13 protein-coding genes and 1 tRNA gene are annotated in these 18,788 nt (G+C 49.4%); 7 read left to right on the top strand and 7 right to left on the bottom strand.

Annotation, left to right across the window (positions count from 1 at the left end; genetic code table 11):
- Positions 1-238: 238 nt before the first annotated feature.
- The gene (locus NGM62_RS11805) at positions 239-1,339 is read left to right on the top strand and encodes a formylglycine-generating enzyme family protein (RefSeq protein WP_262248193.1); all 1,101 of its coding nucleotides are present in this window, start codon (positions 239-241) and stop codon (positions 1,337-1,339) included.
- Positions 1,340-1,385: 46 nt separating this feature from the next.
- On the opposite strand, the gene cobA is transcribed toward NGM62_RS11805, so the two are convergent.
- On the bottom strand, positions 1,386-2,189 hold the full coding sequence (cobA, locus tag NGM62_RS11800) for a uroporphyrinogen-III C-methyltransferase (RefSeq protein ID WP_262248191.1): 804 nt from the start codon (positions 2,187-2,189) through the stop codon (positions 1,386-1,388).
- 265 nt (positions 2,190-2,454) lie between these two features.
- Between cobA and NGM62_RS11795 the strand changes: the two genes are divergently transcribed.
- Both NGM62_RS11795 and NGM62_RS11790 read left to right on the top strand, forming a co-directional pair.
- The gene (locus NGM62_RS11795) at positions 2,455-4,440 is read left to right on the top strand and encodes an alpha-L-fucosidase (RefSeq protein WP_262248190.1); all 1,986 of its coding nucleotides are present in this window, start codon (positions 2,455-2,457) and stop codon (positions 4,438-4,440) included.
- Positions 4,437-6,770, top strand: coding sequence for a glycoside hydrolase family 95 protein (locus tag NGM62_RS11790; protein WP_262248188.1), 2,334 nt, complete (start codon positions 4,437-4,439; stop codon positions 6,768-6,770). Before NGM62_RS11795 ends, NGM62_RS11790 begins: the two co-directional genes overlap by 4 nt.
- 11 nt (positions 6,771-6,781) lie before the next feature.
- Here NGM62_RS11790 and NGM62_RS11785 read toward each other — a convergent pair whose 3' ends face one another.
- The 6 genes from NGM62_RS11785 to NGM62_RS11760 form a co-directional block, all read right to left on the bottom strand.
- Positions 6,782-8,248, bottom strand: a complete 1,467-nt coding sequence (locus NGM62_RS11785) for a glycine--tRNA ligase (protein ID WP_262248186.1) — start codon at positions 8,246-8,248, stop codon at positions 6,782-6,784.
- Between the two features lie 90 nt (positions 8,249-8,338).
- Positions 8,339-10,273 carry a hypothetical protein gene (locus NGM62_RS11780; protein WP_262248184.1) on the bottom strand — a complete coding sequence of 645 codons (1,935 nt, stop codon included), beginning with the start codon at positions 10,271-10,273 and terminating at the stop codon, positions 8,339-8,341.
- 6 nt (positions 10,274-10,279) lie between these two features.
- Positions 10,280-10,984 (bottom strand): hypothetical protein, encoded by a 705-nt coding sequence (locus NGM62_RS11775; RefSeq protein ID WP_262248182.1) that lies wholly within the window; start codon positions 10,982-10,984, stop codon positions 10,280-10,282.
- 74 nt (positions 10,985-11,058) lie between these two features.
- The gene (locus tag NGM62_RS11770; protein ID WP_262248181.1) at positions 11,059-11,832 is read right to left on the bottom strand and encodes an enoyl-CoA hydratase/isomerase family protein; all 774 of its coding nucleotides are present in this window, start codon (positions 11,830-11,832) and stop codon (positions 11,059-11,061) included.
- A gap of 3 nt (positions 11,833-11,835) precedes the next feature.
- Positions 11,836-14,373, bottom strand: a complete 2,538-nt coding sequence (locus NGM62_RS11765) for a DUF5686 and carboxypeptidase-like regulatory domain-containing protein (RefSeq protein WP_262248179.1) — start codon at positions 14,371-14,373, stop codon at positions 11,836-11,838.
- A gap of 169 nt (positions 14,374-14,542) precedes the next feature.
- Positions 14,543-14,617: transfer RNA gene (locus tag NGM62_RS11760), tRNA-Arg, on the bottom strand.
- 165 nt (positions 14,618-14,782) lie between these two features.
- Between NGM62_RS11760 and NGM62_RS11755 the strand changes: the two genes are divergently transcribed.
- The 4 genes from NGM62_RS11755 (at position 14,783) to NGM62_RS11740 (ending at position 18,779) form a co-directional block, all read left to right on the top strand.
- Positions 14,783-15,427 (top strand): peroxiredoxin, encoded by a 645-nt coding sequence (locus tag NGM62_RS11755; RefSeq protein WP_262248178.1) that lies wholly within the window; start codon positions 14,783-14,785, stop codon positions 15,425-15,427.
- Positions 15,428-15,545: 118 nt separating this feature from the next.
- Positions 15,546-15,860, top strand: coding sequence for a thioredoxin family protein (locus NGM62_RS11750; protein ID WP_262248176.1), 315 nt, complete (start codon positions 15,546-15,548; stop codon positions 15,858-15,860).
- Positions 15,841-16,101, top strand: a complete 261-nt coding sequence (locus NGM62_RS11745) for a DUF6952 family protein (protein ID WP_262248175.1) — start codon at positions 15,841-15,843, stop codon at positions 16,099-16,101. Before NGM62_RS11750 ends, NGM62_RS11745 begins: the two co-directional genes overlap by 20 nt.
- 236 nt (positions 16,102-16,337) lie before the next feature.
- Positions 16,338-18,779: a PIG-L family deacetylase gene (locus NGM62_RS11740; protein ID WP_262248173.1), complete on the top strand. Its 2,442-nt coding sequence runs from the start codon at positions 16,338-16,340 to the stop codon at positions 18,777-18,779.
- Positions 18,780-18,788: the final 9 nt, after the last annotated feature.

Genomic DNA, 18,788 nt, shown 5'->3' with positions numbered 1-18,788 from the left:
GCCAGAGCCGATGGTATTGCCGTAAAAGGCGTGAGAGTAGGTCGGCGCCCGGAATTAAAGAAACCCCAACAGTGAAAACTGAAGGGGTTTCCTTTTTTAATAGAACCGCCAAATAATAAGCACAAATGAAGTTTTTATCCCCGTCATTTATGCTAATCTTTGTAATATTAGCCTTCAAAACCATATCTTTAGCGTTTGATTGTTGTTAATTTTGCATGCATTAAAAACGTAAAATAGCATGATACTGAGGAATGGACTAATAGGCTTGTTTTCAATTGGCATCATAACATCCTGTAACCAGTCACAAAACGAAGCGAAAACAGTGAATGCATTCGACGTGGATACCACAGCAATATGTGTTTCACATGGAATTCCTTCCCGCGCAGCCGCTATTGCAGAGTCTGAAAATAAACATACTTTTCTAGGTGCAGATGACGCTACGATGGTCTATATCCCTGGAGGGACATTCCTCATGGGAACGGCGGACTTTGCCGATGCAAGCCCTGTACACGAAGTGACCGTAGGCGGTTTCTGGATGGACGAGCACGAAGTAACGAACGCACAGTTTGCCCGTTTCGTTGCAGCAACGGGTTATCAAACTGTTGCTGAGCGGCCCCTGGACCCGAAGGATTTTCCGAACGTCCCCCTTGATGCGCTGCAACCAGGCTCGGCGGTATTTACCCCACCAAACCAACAAGTTGGTTTAAACAATCACCTTCAATGGTGGACCTATGTCATTGGAGCAAGCTGGCGGCATCCGGAAGGTCCGAAGAGCAATATCCAAGGCCGAGAAAATGAACCTGTAGTGCACATTGCTTATGAGGATGCGGCTGCTTTTGCAAAATGGGCAGGAAAGCGCCTTCCTACCGAAGCGGAGTGGGAATATGCAGCACGCGCCGGGCACGCAAACAGCAAATACTATTGGGGCGACGAACTAAAGCCAGAAGGGCGGTGGATAGCGAACGTCTATCAGGGTAGCTTCCCCACGGACGATAATGGCGAAGACGGTTTCAAAGGCGTAGCCCCGGTGAAGTCATATCAACCCAATGCTTGGGGTTTGTATGATATGGATGGAAACGTTTGGGAGTGGTGTTCGGATTACTACCGGCCCGATTACTACGAAACCAGCACCTCTACTAATCCTAAGGGGCCCACAGACAGCTACGACCCTATGGAGCCGGGAGCTGTGAAACGGGTTCAGCGCGGAGGCTCTTTCCTCTGTAATGAACAATATTGTGAGCGCTACATTGCGGGCAGTCGAGGCAAGGGGGAGATTAGCAGTGGAAGCAACAACCTTGGTTTCCGCTGTGTCAGTGACCAACCAGCTCCAAGCAAATAGTATCTAACGAACAGTTACAGTTATTGTTGGTTACTGGCTGTTAGGTTCACTCTGAGCAAACGGCCAGCTGGAAAAATCGACTGATGTTTTGAAACTGAGCGCTTAATTCGACCGTACTCCCAAACACCAACAGAACGGGGCCGGTAGTGTCGATCTGCTTTTCCTCGGCAACCTCCACAATAGTATTAACAATGCCGATAGCCACACGTTCGTTTTCCATAGATCCATTCTGGATTATGGCAACGGGCAAGCGTCCCTTCCCCTCTGCTTGATAAAGGGAGACAATCTCTGGCAGTTTGTCGTATCCGAGTAAGACAACTACCGTAGCACGGCTCTTGGCTGCATCTTTCAGCTCTTCCGAAAGATTGCCCTTTTCATCTGACCCTGCAAGAATCCAAAGACTGTTACTGACTCCCCGATGGGTTACGGGAATACCCTGTAGGCCAGGCACAGAGATAGCGCTCGAAATCCCGGGAATAACCGTTGCTTCTATACTGTACGAGGCGGCATACTCCAGTTCTTCATACCCACGGCCAAAAACAAAGAGATCTCCGCCTTTCAGGCGAACGACGTGGCCGAAATTCAGGGCATAATCCACCATAAGGCGGTTAACCACATCCTGTGAGAAATTCTCATCGCCTGAAGGATTCCCCACATATACTTTAATTGCTTCCGAAGGCGCATGTGCCAGCAACCGTTCATCCACCAACGCATCATAGAGAACCACTTTTGCTGTTTTAAGCGCTTTGATCCCTTTCAGACTAATTAAATCGGGATCACCTGGACCTGCGCCCACCAATGTGATTCTGGGTTCTTCGCTGGGGTTCTTTAAAAAAGATTCTCGTGTCATAATACCTCCGATAGCTGATATACCATATTGTGGCGACAAATATACATAAAGTCTACCTTTTATGTAGTGTTTAATAGTCCAAACACGACATTTTCATTATAACTAGCTGATTATCTATGAAATATTTTGTTTTTATACCCTAGGACTATCTAATTAGCACGTTCCATCGAATACAAATAATTTACCAAAACATTCAATTATTCTCGCAATCACTTCCATCTAATGCGTAAACTGGTATCTTTACTTTCGGTTAAACCGATTTGTTATGGCAAGCTCCAATATGAAGAAACTGGTAAATACGATTCCGCTGGCGGCGCTCATTATGTTGAGTGCTTGCGCCGGGAACAACGATCGACAGAAGAACGGACCGGCACCTTATGGGCCTACACCAACCTCGGCCCAGCTGAATTGGCACGAAATGGAGCTGTATTGTCTTATACACTTCACCCCCACTACGTTCCAAAATAAGGAATGGGGGTTTGGTGATGCTACCGCGGACCTTTTCAATCCGGCGCACTTTGATGCCAACCAAATCGCGGCAGCAGCAAAGTCGGCGGGGCTCAAAGGACTAATATCCGTAGCTAAGCATCACGACGGATTTTGCCTTTGGCCTACTAAAACCACCGACTATAATATTTCACACAGTCCCTGGCGTAACGGTAAAGGTGATATGGTAAGAGAGTTTATGGAAGCTGCGCATAACCAGGGGATGCAATTTGGCGTATACGTATCGGCATGGGACCGCCACGACGCTAACTACGGCAATGAAAAATATGCTGATGCTTATCGTGAACAATTACGCGAGTTATATAATGGTTATGGCGAATTGTTTACCAGTTGGCACGACGGTGCTAATGGTGGCGACGGATACTACGGCGGGGCCAACGAAATGCGCCGCATAGACCGATCCAGTTACTATGAATGGGAGGAAAAGACCTGGCCCATCACCCGAGAGATGCAACCAACGGCTGTCATTTTCAGTGATATCGGCCCGGATACCCGGTGGGTGGGCAACGAAAAGGGCATCGCCCCAGAAACATCATGGGCGACCTTCACCCCGATTGGTCCCGACAGTGGAAAGGCCGCTCCCGGGCATGTGGATGACCGCTTCTTGGGCAGCGGCCAGCGAGACGGGAAATTCTGGATTCCTGCAGAATGCGATGTCCCACTACGGCCCGGCTGGTTTTATCACCCGGAGCAGGACCACCAAGTGAAAACACCGGATCAACTGTTCGACCTATATTTGAAAAGCGTAGGGCGCGGGGCAGCCCTCAACTTAGGGCTCGCGCCTACGCCGGAAGGCATACTCCATCCAGCTGATGTGATTTCGCTTAAGGGTTTTGGCGAGAAACTAAGGGAGACCTTCGCGATAAACTTAGCTATTGGCGCCCAATTCGACGCTTCGAATATCCGTGCAGGCCATGCTGCCACCTTCGGGCCTGACTACCTACTTGATGATGACCGCTATAGCTACTGGGCAACCGATGACGATGTGACAAGCCCTGCGCTAGTCATCGACCTGGAGTCTGCGAAAACTTTCGACTTGATTCGTCTACGTGAAAATATCAAGCTCGGCCAGCGGCTGGACAGTGTGTGGGTAGATATATGGGAAAACGAGGCGTGGATACCCCTTGCACAAGCAACCAGTATCGGGCCCAACCGGATAATTCCTCTAGAAAAACCCGTAACGGCTCAACGATTACGGCTACGTTTATTTGCGCCCGTTGCTATAGCGTTGGCTGACTTTGGCTTATTCAAGGCCGCCGCCTCAGCCAACGCCCTTGCCGACACTGAACGGATAGGTGTCGATCGCACACACTGGCAATTGATTTACAACGGTTTCGGAGGTGGAGATCCCACATTGGCTGTTGATGGTAACAAAGAAACATTTTGGCTGACAGCGGAAGTAGACCTGCCACAGCAGGTGGAAGTGGATATGGGGCAATTACACACCCTTACAGGCTTCAGCTACCTGCCGCGGCAAGACGGTGACGCCACAGCACTGGTGAGCCGCTATGCCCTCGCCACAAGCTCAGATGGAAAAGTATGGGATACCACCGCAATGGGTGAGTTTGCCAATATCGCTGCCAACCCGATCATGCAGTACATAGCTTTCGACCGTGAAGTAAAAGCCCGCTATTTCCGGTTCACTGTCCATGCAGTTGCAGGTGCCACAGCCGGTCAATCCCCTATATCCATCGCAGAGATAAACATGTATAGCCCTGAAATGAAGTCAGAACCAACATTATGAAACGACTAGGCTGTCTCATCCTTTGCTTTAGCCTCTTCTCTGCCACACAAGCCCAACAGGCGCTACAGCTGTGGTATGCCAAGCCTGCGACCGTTTGGGAAGAGACGTTGCCTCTAGGCAATGGCCGTTTGGGCATGATGCCCGACGGCGGACTCAGTGATGAAAAAATTGTATTAAACGATATCACGCTTTGGTCCGGCAGCAAACAAGATGCTAACAATTATGCTGCTCATAAAAGCGTGGCCCACATCCAGCAGCTACTCTTCCAAGGCCGAAACGACGAAGCCGAACAGCTGGTGAACGCGAATTTCGTGTGTGTTGGAGAAGGCAGCGGCTATGGAATGGGCGCTGATGTGCCCTACGGCTGTTTTCAAACACTGGGCGAGATGCAGATCCACTACGGTGACCAGCAAGGTGAAGTAGAAAATTACCGACGGCACCTCGACCTACCAACAGCGATGGCCGGCACCTCGTATAAGCGGGGCGGGGTAAGGTACCTTCGAGAATATTTTACATCTTTCGAAGGTGATGTCGGTGTAATCCGGCTTTCTGCCGACACCCCAAAAGCGTTGACTTTTTCGGTGACCTTAGCACGGAATAAAAATGCTGACCTCCGGGTAGTAGGCAACGAGCTGCAACTCTTCGGTGCGTTGAACGATGGCCATGGGGGTACCGGGATGCGGTACTTGGCACGTGTCCGCATACAACATACAGGTGGCGTGCTGGCTGCTGTGGGTACGCAGCTAACGCTCACAGGTGCTGACGATGCAATTATTTATTTTTCGGCTGCCACTGATTTCAGGGGAATCGCTTACGAACAACAGTCGACCCAATTGTTAGAAAATGCATTGGCGACGCCCTACGAAAAGCAGAAAGCGTGTCATATTTCAACTTTTCAGCAACTGTTTAACAGGGTCTCGCTATACCTCTCCGGTCCCCGGACTGCTGACCTTCCAACGGATAGACGGTTAGAAAGATTCTTCAACAACCCGGCAAGTGACCCTGCATTAGCTGCTTTATATTTCCAATACGGGCGGTACCTCAGCATTTGCAGCACACGGCAAGGGCTATTGCCCCCCAATCTACAGGGGTTATGGGCACACCAGGAGCAAACGCCCTGGAATGGTGACTACCACTTAAACATCAATACACAGATGAACCATTGGCCCGTAGAAGTCGGCAATCTGTCGGAATTACATGGTCCTTTTATCGAGATGATCAAATCTCTTGCCGAGGCGGGCAGGAATACGGCGAAGGCGTATTACAATGCGCCGGGTTGGGTGTGTTACATGATGACGAACGTCTGGGGGTATTCGGCTCCGGGTGAACAGGCCTCTTGGGGGTCGAGTACGGCGTCGGGCTGGTTGTGTAATCATCTTTGGGAGCACTACCTGTTTACCACAGACACTGCCTACCTTAAGGAGGTTTATCCCGTGTTGCGAGATGCTGCTCGGTTTTACCACCATACACTTGTAAAAGTACCTGATAGTGGTTGGTTAGTTACTGCGCCGTCTGTTTCTCCGGAAAATGCATTTTTGATGCCTAACGGTAAACGGGCCAGCGTGGTAATGGGCCCCACGATTGATAATCAGATTGTAAGAGAACTATATAATAACGTAATTGCCGCAGCCGATATATTGGGGATGCGGGATGCTTTTGTAGAGTCGCTGGAGAATAGTTTGGATTACTTACCTCCACCTGTACGGGTTGGCCCTGACGGACGGGTGATGGAGTGGCTGGAGGCCTATCAAGAAACCGAGCCAAAGCACCGGCACGTATCACATCTTTATGGGCTGTACCCTGCGGCGTTTATCTCACCCCAGACTACACCCGACTGGGCGGCCGCTGCTAAAAGAACCCTAGAGGCAAGGGGAGACGGTGGAACGGGATGGAGCCGGGCTTGGAAGATTCTTTTCTGGGCACGGCTGCAGGATGGCAACCGGTCATTGGAAATTTTACGCCAGCTGCTGCAGCCGGCGTTTGGCCGTGCGGCAGACACGGATTATGACGGAGTCAACGCCGGCACTTACGCGAACTTATTCTGTGCTCATCCACCTTTCCAAATCGACGGAAATTTTGGTGGTACCGCCGGTATCGCTGAGATGCTGCTCCAAAGTCACTCAGGATTTATCCACCTGCTTCCCGCATTGCCGGCCGCATGGAAAGACGGAGAGGTTAGGGGGTTGAAAGCACGGGGGAATTACACAGTAGATATCCAGTGGCGTAATGGTCTCGTGGTGGATTACCGTGTTTTCTCACCGTCCGGTGCTCCTGTGGATATCCTCGTAAACGGCAAGTACGTAAAAGCCGGGGGTAATTCTAAGCTATAAAGTCGTCTAACCTATAAAGCTGCCAGCATGTTCTTCCAGCCTACCAAATCATCAACGATACGGTTCAAATCACTGATGGCAACCCGCTCTTGCTCCATACTGTCGCGGTGGCGCAAAGTGACCGTATTGTCTTCCAACGATTGATAATCTACAGTAATGCAAAATGGAGTTCCAATAGCATCCTGGCGGCGGTAGCGTTTACCGATGGAGTCCTTTTCATCATACTGTACATTATAATCCATTTTCAGGCGGCCGAGAATCTCCCTCGCCTTATCGGGCAAGCCATCTTTTTTCGTTAATGGGAGTACCGCTGCTTTCACCGGTGCCAGTGTAGGGTGGAAGCGCAATACGGAGCGAGCGTCTTTTTTGTCGCCTGTACTCAGGTCTTGTTCTTCAAATGAATTACAAAGCACCGTTAAAAACAGCCGATCCAAACCGATGGAGGTCTCAATCACATAGGGCACGTAATTCTGGTTGATTTCGGGGTCAAAATATTGCAGCTTCTTACCCGAAAACTTTTGGTGTTGTTTGAGATCAAAGTCTGTACGCGAGTGAATACCTTCTACTTCTTTGAATCCGAAGGGAAATTCGTACTCGATATCAACAGCGGCATTCGCGTAATGAGCCAACTTCACATGGTCATGGTAGCGGTATTTCACTGGGTTACCGCCGATCGACAGATGCCACTTCAAGCGAATTTCTTTCCACTTCTCATACCACTCCAGTTCGGTGCCCGGGCGTACGAAAAATTGTAACTCCATTTGCTCGAACTCACGCATACGCATGATGAACTGCCGTGCGATAACCTCATTACGGAATGCTTTCCCAATTTGTGCTATACCAAACGGCACCTTCATCCGCCCGCTTTTCTGCACGTTAAGGAAATTGACGAAAATTCCCTGGGCAGTTTCTGGCCGCAGGTACACGGTTTCTGCATCTTCAGCAGATGCCCCCATCTGGGTGGAGAACATCAGGTTGAATTGCCGAACCTCAGTCCAGTTCTTGGTGCCGGAAACGGGGCATACAATGCCGTGTTCCTCAATGATGGCTTTAAGGCGTGGGAGGTCATCGTCATTCAGTGCCGCATCGAGGTCGGTCTGTAACTGCTGGGCTTTATCGGCTTTTCCATCAGTTTCGTAGCGGGTAATCTTATCTTCTATGAGTTGGTCGGCGCGATAGCGCTTCTTCGAATCCTTGTTGTCAATCATCGGATCATTGAACCCATCTACGTGGCCCGAAGCTTTCCAAGTGGTAGGGTGCATGAAGATCGCAGCATCTATACCCACGATATTTTCGTGGAGCTGCACCATGGCTTTCCACCAGTATTGCTTCAGGTTATTTTTCAGTTCAGCCCCTAGTTGGCCGTAATCATAAACTGCGCTAAGGCCGTCATATATCTCGCTTGAAGGGAACACAAACCCGTATTCCTTTGCGTGTGAAACTACCTGCTTGAAGAAGTCGTCCGTCTGTTTGCTCATAAGACGGCAAACATAGCTAAAAAGCCCCTGATATGCAAACAATAGCGGCGTCCTAACACGAGCCTTTTTATGGCGTTATCAAACCGAAAGCTAGCGTTGGTCAAGTGCATAATCTACCAGTCCGAACAAGTACTGTATGGCGTTATCGTAGCCTTGCGGTGTCCTTGCCACAAATTCAGCCGAGATGTGGTTCCCCTTCACTCCATCCGATTTAAAATAAAAATCGCCCATGGAACCGAATATCTTCTGGAATGCTATGTAGCGATCAAGCGAAACAAGCTGTTCCGTCGGGACCTCTTTGGATAGCTTTCTGGCGCTGAGCAATCCGGCAAACTTATTCTTGGTGAGTAGACGGCGGGTCTGCCTATCTACTTTCCCTTGGTAGCTACCGGCCACAATAGAAGCAAGTTGTTCAACGGATGTGCCCACGAATACGACTCCGTTTTTCCGCGTAAATACCAGTTCAAAGGGTAGATCCTCTTGGCTGAGCCGATATACACCATCATCTTCGGTGACATATCCTTTGCGGGTGGTGTAGGTCATGATCCGATTATACAAGGACACATCGTCAGACGAAAACATCAATAGGAAGTCGGGAATCGTTTCTACTTTGGTTGCTTCCACTTCGGTGTAGTTATAATCTTCATCATACTCATAGCTGATATAAGGCACCTCTTGTTCCGCCAGCCCGTTGAGTACGAATAGCGCATCACCTTTGGCTGTTTTCGCTATAGCTGCCTCGTCAAGAAGTAGCGACACCAGATCTGCTCCAAGGCTGATATCGTCTTTATACTGCTCGAACAAGTTCGCATATGTGTTTTTCAATAATCCGGGTAGTTCTTCCAAATAGGCCCGTGTATCCATAGACAGAGCAAATAGTCCGATCGCTTCATCTACGTTGATATACTTGAGGAATTTCCGGTTGAGTTTCCTGCCATAGATGCGCTTAAAGGTTTTTGCCATGCTGTCTTCCAGTTCCATCTGGGACCTCAGCTTAAATCCTTCCTTATCGGCAAAGAGCCCAACCTGCAGGCTCCCATAATAGCTGAACAGGTCACCGCTTTCGCCAAAATCTAGCAGTTCGGGAAGCAGAGCAGTATAAATAGCCTCGAAGCTTGGAATCCAAAGAGTTGCCAGCGCATCCTTGCTTACGCTTGATAAATAGGAGCGGTTGGTGAGTACACTCGCCACCGGGACGCTATTAAACTGTGACTCCACAAATGCCTCTCCCCATTCGTTAGCGAGTTTCCGCTTTATTTCTTGGTCTGCTGCATAATACGTATCGTACAGGTTTTCTTCATCCTGGTTTTCACCCAGCAATGTTGCGTCATTATAATCATCGTATTCGTAGGCAACACTATCGGCCTCAGCATAAACCGAGTCGGCAACTGCCGCTACTTCATCCCACGCTGCTGTATCGGCATACACACTGTCTGCCCACCATTCAACGCTACCCCAATCGGTGGCTTCTTCATCAACCGGCTGATTGTAATAGTCCGCATAGCTGTAGTTACGGATTCCGTATCGTTCGGCTACGTCATCCTGCAGGAAATAACCATCTACTAGGCTCGGCGTTGTAATGGAGAGCATGGTCTCGTCCCACGCAAAAATAACGCTGTCACCCGTAGCCGCTTTGGTAAAGCTCCTGAATTTTCCGTGGCTGCTGACGGTCTCGCCCTTGGCAAAATGAGCCTCTACCTTTTCCACGTCTGCAATGGGCAACAGGAAGCTAAGGTATACGATGCTATCAGAAAGCGTTGCATAGAAATAGCCCGGGCGATCCAGCGCAATACCGAAGTCTGCGATGCTATTCACCTCCTGGAGGTCCGCCTGCCGTGATTTTTCAATGATTATCTTTCCAATGTTTGATCGATCGAAATCATCGACGGACATGAGCTTAAAAAAATGATCAGTCCGGATATTTACCACAGCAAACGCATCATTCGGAATCTTATGGGCAAGGTCTTGCGCCGAAACCGATAATACGAGAAAGAGTGCTGTAATTGTTTGGAAGAACCTATTCATAGTCTGCTATTGTGCAAGTTGAATGTGATTAGAAATATTTGCTTTACCCTCAATGAGATCGCGCACACCGCATTGTAACATAACCGCTTTCTTCGAAGCAGCAATTTTTGCCCTGCTGTTGCTCTGCGCCGCTACCGTACGGTCAAACCGATAGATACTGGTATAGGTTGCATTTTCGAAAACTGCTTTGTCAACCTCCTTGAGCTGTTGATACTCTGATTTTGCCCGTGGATCGGGCATATAATTCCGGATAAATGCTTTACCCCCGGGCAGGTAGCTGTACGATGAATTATCTATCATCGGGACGTCCAGCTTATCGAAAATGAGTGCAGTGATATCATTGAGATTACCCACATCGGCAAAGGAGAACCGGACGGTGAAAATGTAGTTATCGAAATCGGCTGTATGAGTAACGTTTTTTATCCCTTTGACTGAACGTAACGTGCGTGCAACTTCTTCCATTTCTTTTCGGATTTCGGCTTTCGAGGGCACCTTATGCCCGTTTACACTATCCAACAGCATTACGGATGCAAGCTTGCTGCGGCTTTGGCTTAGATTAGCTGTAAGGGCGAGGTTGCCAGAGCCATCAGTGTTCACAGTTATTTCCTCGATAAGTTGAAAGCATGAACTGAAAAACACACACAAGGGAAGCAACAAAAGCGGAAGCAAGCGTTTTATAAGTGGTTGGCTATCGCGCGTTAACATCTTCATAAGCGTCTTGTATGCTGCAAAGATAGGGTGATGCCGTTGAAAAGGAAATCCCTGTTTTAAGGTATTTTCAACGATCAGAAGTTTGGCTTCCGCTTTTCCAGAAAGGCTGCTACACCTTCTTTAAAGTCCGGCGTGCCAAAACACCGGCCGAACTCGTCTATTTCGATTTCATAGCCTTTGCTTGTATGCCCGAGAGCCGCGTTGACTGTCGTTATAGCAGCTGCCACTGCATTGGGTGAGCGCACTATGATACGGTTTAGGATGCTTTCCGCTTTAGTAAGCAGCTCCGGTAGATCCACCACGTGGTTAACAATGCCATATTCAAGGGCCTCAGCTGCCGTCACCATGTCTCCCGTAAGAATCATTTCGAGTGCCCGGCCACGGCCTATCAGCTGTGTGAGGCGCTGGGTTCCACCATAGCCGGGGATGAGACCAAGCGAAACCTCCGGCAGGCCGAGCTTAGCATGGCTGGCTGCAACCCGAATATGGCAAGCCAAGGCAAGTTCCAGCCCTCCGCCAAGGGCAAAGCCGTTAATTGCCGCAACGATCGGCTTGGTGGCATGGTGTAGCACATCAAACACCTTGGCTTGCCCTTCACGCGCAAGTGCCCGGCCTTGATCTGCATTGAAGGAGGCAAACTCTGCAATGTCAGCCCCCGCTACGAATGCCTTTTCACCGACACCGGTCAATACGATACCCCTTACCATTTCTGAAGCCAAGGCCGATGCCACGGCGTCACTGAGCTCAGCCAGCGTAGTTTTATTGAGAGCGTTCAGTTTGGCTTCGCGATCAATGGTAATACGCCGTATTTGACCATTGTCTTCAATGTGTAAGTTCTGGTAAGTCATTCTTTAGAAATCAACTTTAACACTAAAACGGAATCCCCCCTTATCCACATCCGGATGGTCAAGGTACGACAATCGGCGCACATATTCCACCCGCAATACATTCAAAATATTCTCCAGTCCGGCACTGGCCTCCATATATGGCTTCCGTCCCATCACAAACGTTGTTTGACTGCCGTCTCCAGCTGTAGGGAGCATAAAAGCCGACGGGTTATTCTCCGGTCGGTTCTCTGGCCTCATATTGCCATAAAGAAGCTTGAAACCCACGACTTCACGGACTTTTAGGCGCTTTAAAAGTGGAATCTTATTCAAAATAAACCCATGGAGCCGATGTTCTATGTGCAGCTTGATGTACTGGTCGTTCACAAACTCCAAGTCATTCATCAGCGAATAAGCATCCTCTGCCAATGCGTAGGTCCTGCTTGCGTAGGGGATGTCGAGCAAGGGGAATGGTACGGTGCCAAATATATAACCTGTAGCTAAGTTAACATCAGCGAGCCCCAGCTGCGATAAAAACATGCGTTTTGACACGTCCAGTCTTAGTGCATGGTAACTATATTCGCCACCGAGAAGCCCTTTCAGCCCCATATTGTAACGTAGGTTGAAAATAGGGTACCCGTTGATGATTGGCTTCCGTTCCAGGTTACGTTGGAAAAATTCCTCATGTGGGGCCCACCGGAGGTCGAAAGCTATTTCCGATGTGCGGAGTGTATGCACCGTATCGGAGCGGTTTCCCGCGGGTATGAAAAACAAGCTTGCAGCGGGGTCCTGCCGTTGCGTTACAAACGACGTTTGCAGCATGAGGCGGTTTCCAAACTCAATAACGTGACTAAGTTTCATCACGTCAAAGTAACTCCATTTATCCTGCTTATCGCTGCGGAAGGAGCGGATGAAGCTGTCGCCGTTCCGGAACCCCAGCAACTGGCCTGGCTCCCGCGCATCATGCTGAAAAGTGAGCTGCATGTAATGGGCGGGGTACTCACCTATCGTCCGCCGATTAAGCGTATGTGCGGCACTCCCGTAGTATTTAAACTGTCTATCACTGGTGCCGTAGGCGGTATAAGCTTCTGCATAAAACTTTTCGGAGAGCTCGCGCGTTGTCCGTCCACCAATCCGTATGCGGTTTCCCTCCAAGTCGTTAAAACTGTACGCATGCTCTATGGGGCCAAACTCCACCGGTCCAGCATATATATAACTCTGTGCGATCAGGTACCCAAACTTGAGCGTCCGGTTGAATGATCGGTTGTCTTGCAGACTATCCAGATTAGCGTATGTTTTTGCCTCCACGGCAGTCAGTGCTATCGGCCGCTCCTCATCCCAGTACCTCTCTGAACGCCTATCGGCGTCAGCAGCTCTTGTTGTTTGCAAGCCGCTGAAAACGTCTGCCGGGATAATGGCTCCTGTATCGTACCCCGAGTAAACCATCGTCCGCCGGCCGAAAGCGCTCCCATCATTCTCCCCCAGTCCAAAGTTGATTCTCATATCCGAATAAGCGGGGAGGTACACGCCGCTATCGTCTTGGTGGAAACGGATCGATAGCGTCAGGTTGTTCACCCAATTAAGATTTGCATGCCGCTCTATCCGGAGATCAGCACGCCGTATGCCGTAGTTACCATCCAACATAATGTGTAGCCTTCCCGAAAAAAGCCGATCCGTTTCATTTCTTGGCACGAATGTCAGTTCAACAAATTGACCCTCTGCTATGGAGATTGTATCTGTAATGAAAAACTTGTAGAATAATGGTGCAGCGTCGGCAACAGGGCTTAAAAACGGCTTATTTAAAATTAACACGTTGTTTTCGTAGATATCCACGTCGGTATAGATAAAGTCGAAATAGGCCTGAATATTGTTATTATTCACATACCGGTCATCCAGTTCTGTTTTCTTATGAGCTGTAATAATGGTTTTGGTTGCCTTCGGGTGCAGGCGTAGGAATTGTTTTGACTTGTTTTCTTCCAGGTATATAGGTAGCAATGGGCGTCCCGGCACCAGTGTCGTATCAACATTCTCAAATACAAAGCGGTAGTTCCGTGTCAACGCGCTGTTGGCCACAAACCGCGGCACATTGCCTACCGCCATCATCACTTTTTCATATGAATCGAACGATACGTAGTCAAACCGGGTCAATCGGTTCACTCCTTTATGCGCTATGACTTTTTGGATAAGCTCAACCGCTGGATTATCCCGGTTTCGGTACCTCGCTTTGCCGCTAACGACCACTTCATCAAGCGCCCTGAAGTCTTCTTCAAGAGCTACATCCAAGGTTCGTGATGAGTCTAGCATCCTAGTAATGGTTTTGTAGCCCAAGGCTGAAACCCGGATCTCGGTAGCATTCCCCGCCAAGGGCAGAACATAATTCCCCAAACTGTCGGTCGATGTGCCCCTACCGGTGTGGGGCAGTGAAACAGTGGCCCCCGAAATACCCATATCAGTGGTAGCGTCGGTCACCTTCCCTCGAATGGTTGGCTGTGCCCAAAGCGATGAAACCACAAATATCCCCATCATCAGCAGCGTTCCTTTCAAAGCAGTGCATCGTATTCTCATAACAGCCCGATCCGTTTCATGCCTAACGAGTATAAACGCTTACAAGATACAATTTGTTGGCAATTTTTGGAACTTTCCACAGAAGTCACTCTTGGCGGCTGAAGCCGTTAGTTCTACCGCTTCAAATAAAAAAACCGGAAAGGATAAAAAAGTCTTTACCTTTCCGGTATGGTAGCCTCGACAGGAATCGAACCTGTATCAAAAGTTTAGGAAACTTCTATTCTATCCGTTGAACTACGAGGCCAACATCAGCCTGCAAACATACGATTTTGCATAGATTAATAGAAATGTAATCCGAAAATCAAAAGTTTGCACTGATAGATGATTTATATCGTACATTGATAAAAACGATACTTCTTCCCTGCAATAAACCGTACCTTTGCGGCAACAAATTTAAGGATAGATAACTATGAGTTTTACAGGAAAAAAGTTCCCAAACATTACCGTCGACGCGATTGATTACCTCGGCGATAACTTGCTTATCAATATTTTCGAGGAAGCCACAAAGAAGGAAAAGAAGGTGTTGTTATTTTGGTACCCAAAAGACTTCACTTTCGTTTGCCCTACCGAGCTGCATGCATTCCAGGAGGCTCTTCCTGAATTCGAAAAACGCAACACGATGGTCATCGGTGCTTCTTGCGACACCAATGAAGTGCACTTTGCCTGGTTAAACACAGCGAAAGACGATGGGGGCATCGAAGGGGTAACCTATCCCATCCTTGCTGATACCAACCGTAATCTCTCACGCATACTGGGCATATTGGAAGGCGAAGAAAAGAAAAGCGAAGAGTTCGGTTCCATCTTTGAGGGATCAAACGTTGCTTTCCGCGCCACATACCTCATTGACGAAGAAGGGAAAGTGTTCCACGAGAGTGTGAACGACATGCCGTTGGGCCGCAATGTGAAAGAATACATCCGCCTAATCGATGCGTATACGCATGTTCAGAAATTCGGGGAAGTATGCCCCGCAAACTGGGAAGAAGGTAAAGACGCCATGAACGCCTCGCGCGATGGTGTAGCAGCTTACCTCTCCAGCCAGCCGGCAATGAACTGACGATCGGCCTGCTGGTATTTGATTTCCAAAGGTCCCGTGGACGACCTCAATGAAGTGCTCACGGGCCTTTCCAAAGTATCGACCTAGACCATTTATTAGTTTAAAATTAGTTAGAAAGATGTTACAAGAATTAGAAAACGACAACCTAGCCGATATCGTAAAAGACAATGATGTGGTTCTGGTGCAATATTCTGCTACTTGGTGTGGCAATTGCAAAATCATGAAACCCAAATTCAAAAAACTGGCTTCAGAAAACGGGCAGATCCCATTCGTCATCGCCGATGCCGAACGCTTCCCGCAATCCAGGCAGCTTGCAAATGTAAGTAACCTTCCTACTTTTGCAGCCTTTAAAGGTGGGCAGCTTGTCAACCAGGTCCAAACCAATAAATTCGACCCTTTAATCGATTTGCTCAATGAAGTTACCCATAATTAAACACTTGGTTGAGTTTATCGAGCAAAACGACCAAGATTATGTCCTCGAGGCCATTGAAACATTGGAAGCCCTGACCGAAGTCCCGTCACTGAAAGATGAAGAACTGGATGTAATCGGCGAGCTTATTTCAAATATGTATGGTGCTATCGAGGTAGATAAGCTGGTAAAATCAGGGGCCGATCGAAAAGAAGCGCTCAATACATTCATGAAACGGGTGCTGGGCTCCATCGACAAGGGTTGATGGCGACGCGCCCGAAAGGGCGTGTGGAAAATGCTGTTTTTGTGGAAAACTTGCCGCCGCCATCGCGGCCGCTGCTATTTTCTTTATCGTATATTTACCCGTGTTAAAGGTTAACTTCTTAAAGCTACGCAACGTGCTTTAGGATCGAATGATTTTTTAATTGTTAATTGCAAAAGCCGCCACAATCGATTGTGGCGGCTTTTGTATTTGTACCGACAACCCGCTATATTTAAGCCATGAAGACAAAACGAGTCGTATCTTTGATATTCCTGCATCTTTTCATTGCTTTCTTTGCACCCGCCCAAACGCAGCTACCTCAGCACCCGGGTCAGATTAAGCAGGCAATAAAGAAGCTTAACACATTAGGGTCGGCACTCTACTTCGCTGCACACCCCGACGATGAAAACACCCGCCTCATTGCTTGGCTAGCCAAAGAAAAACACTTCCGCACGGGCTACCTATCATTGACACGGGGCGATGGGGGGCAAAACCTCATCGGTACGGAACAAGCAGAAGAACTTGGACTCATCCGCACCAACGAGCTGCTCGCCGCGCGGCTAGTAGACGGCGGAGAGCAATTCTTTTCGTCTGCGATCGACTTCGGCTTCTCGAAAACAGCCGAAGAAACATTCCACATCTGGGGACGCGAAAATATCCTCGCTGATGCTGTGTGGGTAATCCGCAAGTTCAAGCCGGATGTTATCATCACCCGCTTCCCACCCGATCAGCGTGCCGGCCACGGGCATCACCAGGCATCGGCTCAGCTAGCCATCGAAGCATTTGAAGCTGCAGCAGACCCCTCTCGTTTTCCGGAACAACTCACCGCAGTATCCCCCTGGCAGCCAAAGCGCTTACTCTGGAATACTTCCAGCTTCTTCCAGGGATCCCAGCCGTCATCAAGCCACCTGCTCATCAATATTGGCGACTATAACCCGCTCATCGGCGAGTCGTATGGAGAAATTGCTGCCGAAAGCCGCACCAATCACAAGAGCCAAGGCTTTGGGGCTGCTCGCCAGCGGGGAAACATCGTGGAGCGTTTTGAAGTCTTAGCGGGAGATGCCCCCGAAAAGGCGCTCTTCGAAGGTATCGAAACTTCTTGGTCACGTATTGCGGGGGGCGAGGACATTGCCCGTTTAATCACCGAAATCGACCAGCAATTTGACATGGCACACCCCGAAAGATCAATCAGTAGCTTATTGCATTTATTAGAATTGGTTTCCAAAATTAAAGACGACTATTGGAAAGATTTCAAAGCTGCCGAAATAAAGGACCTGATCCTCGCCTGCGGGGGTATCTGGTTTGAGAGTTACGCCCCAGTGCCGTTGCTTGCTGTCGGCGAGCAGACCACAATAAACACCACCTATATTGTAAGGCGTCCCAATGTAGAAGTGGCTGTTGGCAGTCACCTCCTGCCATTCAACGAACCGTATGAGCAGTCCACACCATTTATGGCGGCCGCCATCACACAACCTTATTGGTTACAGCAGCCGCCAGCTCTTGGCCGCTTTGCGGTGGCTAATAGGGGGGATGTAGGAAGGCCGGGTAATAGTGACGCTCCGACAACCTCAATTACATTGACCATCAACGGGAAAGAATTGGCTTTCGAGCGCCCTATTGTTTATAAGTATACGCACCCTGTACGGGGCGAAGTATACGAGCCCCTCGCTACCGCGCCCCGTATAACAGCCAATATTGGCCAACGGGCACTTGTTTTCACCGGCATGGCTCCCAAGCATATCGAATTGCGCTTTACATCCCATACACCGGATGAGATTTCCGCCACCGCACAGTTAAAGCTGCCTCAAGGCTGGCGGGCAGAGCCCAGTCGTATACCCTTGCGGTTTTCTGCCAAGGCCACGGAAATTGCCGCATCCATTACCATCTATCCGGCAGAAAGCCCCTCGCTGACCGACTCACTGGCCATCGTACTGGAGTATTCCGATGGGGTAGAAGCGGCCCGGGGCCTCCGATCGATCAGCTACGACCATATCCCCAAAATCACCTGGTTTCCCGCAGCCAAGGCCCGCCTCAGCAAGGTAGAAACGAATGTATCGGCCAAACACATCGGTTATCTGCCTGGGGCTGGCGACCTGATCCCCGATGCTCTGCGGGAGATTGGCCTGCGAGTTACCGTCTTGAACGAACAGGATGTATTATCGGGCACCCTTTCGCAGTATGACGCTATCGTCACCGGTGTACGCCTCTACAACGTGAATAAACGGATACAACACATGCAACCCCACCTGCTGGACTACGTCAGTGCGGGCGGAACGCTCGTCGTACAGTATAACGTGAGTAACGGCTTACAGACGTCAACCATCGGCCCCTATCCATTCGAGCTGAGCCGGTTCCGCGTTACCGATGAGACTGCCCCCATCGAGATACACCGCCCCGACAGTCGAATATTGAATTACCCGAACACCATCACCCAGGCTGATTTCGAAGGCTGGGTGCAGGAACGCGGCCTCTACTTCGTAGGGAATGCCGCCGAAAAATACGATAGACCACTGCTGATGGCCGACCCGGGCGAGACACCTGGTGATGGCTCGCTGATCGCCACCACCTATGGCAAAGGTAACTTTGTTTATACATCGCTCGCTTTTTTCAGGCAATTGCCTGCCGGTGTGCCCGGAGCATACAGATTATTCGTAAATTTGCTAGCAAAACCCACTGATTAAACGGACATT

This window comes from Parapedobacter soli, from assembly GCF_025460835.1.
In the GTDB taxonomy this organism is placed as follows: domain Bacteria; phylum Bacteroidota; class Bacteroidia; order Sphingobacteriales; family Sphingobacteriaceae; genus Parapedobacter; species Parapedobacter soli.
The sequence above is the reverse complement of the archived record's forward strand: the minus strand, read 5'-3'. Positions and strand labels throughout refer to the sequence as shown.

Excerpts from the sequence above, each read along its gene's own strand:
- NGM62_RS11805 (WP_262248193.1), top strand. The coding sequence starts at position 239 with ATGATACTGAGGAATGGACTAATAGGCTTGTTTTCAATTGGCATCATA.
- cobA (WP_262248191.1), bottom strand. The coding sequence starts at position 2,189 with ATGACACGAGAATCTTTTTTAAAGAACCCCAGCGAAGAACCCAGAATC.
- NGM62_RS11795 (WP_262248190.1), top strand. The coding sequence starts at position 2,455 with ATGGCAAGCTCCAATATGAAGAAACTGGTAAATACGATTCCGCTGGCG.
- NGM62_RS11790 (WP_262248188.1), top strand. The coding sequence starts at position 4,437 with ATGAAACGACTAGGCTGTCTCATCCTTTGCTTTAGCCTCTTCTCTGCC.
- NGM62_RS11785 (WP_262248186.1), bottom strand. The coding sequence starts at position 8,248 with ATGAGCAAACAGACGGACGACTTCTTCAAGCAGGTAGTTTCACACGCA.
- NGM62_RS11780 (WP_262248184.1), bottom strand. The coding sequence starts at position 10,273 with ATGAATAGGTTCTTCCAAACAATTACAGCACTCTTTCTCGTATTATCG.
- NGM62_RS11775 (WP_262248182.1), bottom strand. The coding sequence starts at position 10,984 with ATGAAGATGTTAACGCGCGATAGCCAACCACTTATAAAACGCTTGCTT.
- NGM62_RS11770 (WP_262248181.1), bottom strand. The coding sequence starts at position 11,832 with ATGACTTACCAGAACTTACACATTGAAGACAATGGTCAAATACGGCGT.
- NGM62_RS11765 (WP_262248179.1), bottom strand. The coding sequence starts at position 14,373 with ATGAGAATACGATGCACTGCTTTGAAAGGAACGCTGCTGATGATGGGG.
- NGM62_RS11755 (WP_262248178.1), top strand. The coding sequence starts at position 14,783 with ATGAGTTTTACAGGAAAAAAGTTCCCAAACATTACCGTCGACGCGATT.
- NGM62_RS11750 (WP_262248176.1), top strand. The coding sequence starts at position 15,546 with ATGTTACAAGAATTAGAAAACGACAACCTAGCCGATATCGTAAAAGAC.
- NGM62_RS11745 (WP_262248175.1), top strand. The coding sequence starts at position 15,841 with ATGAAGTTACCCATAATTAAACACTTGGTTGAGTTTATCGAGCAAAAC.
- NGM62_RS11740 (WP_262248173.1), top strand. The coding sequence starts at position 16,338 with ATGAAGACAAAACGAGTCGTATCTTTGATATTCCTGCATCTTTTCATT.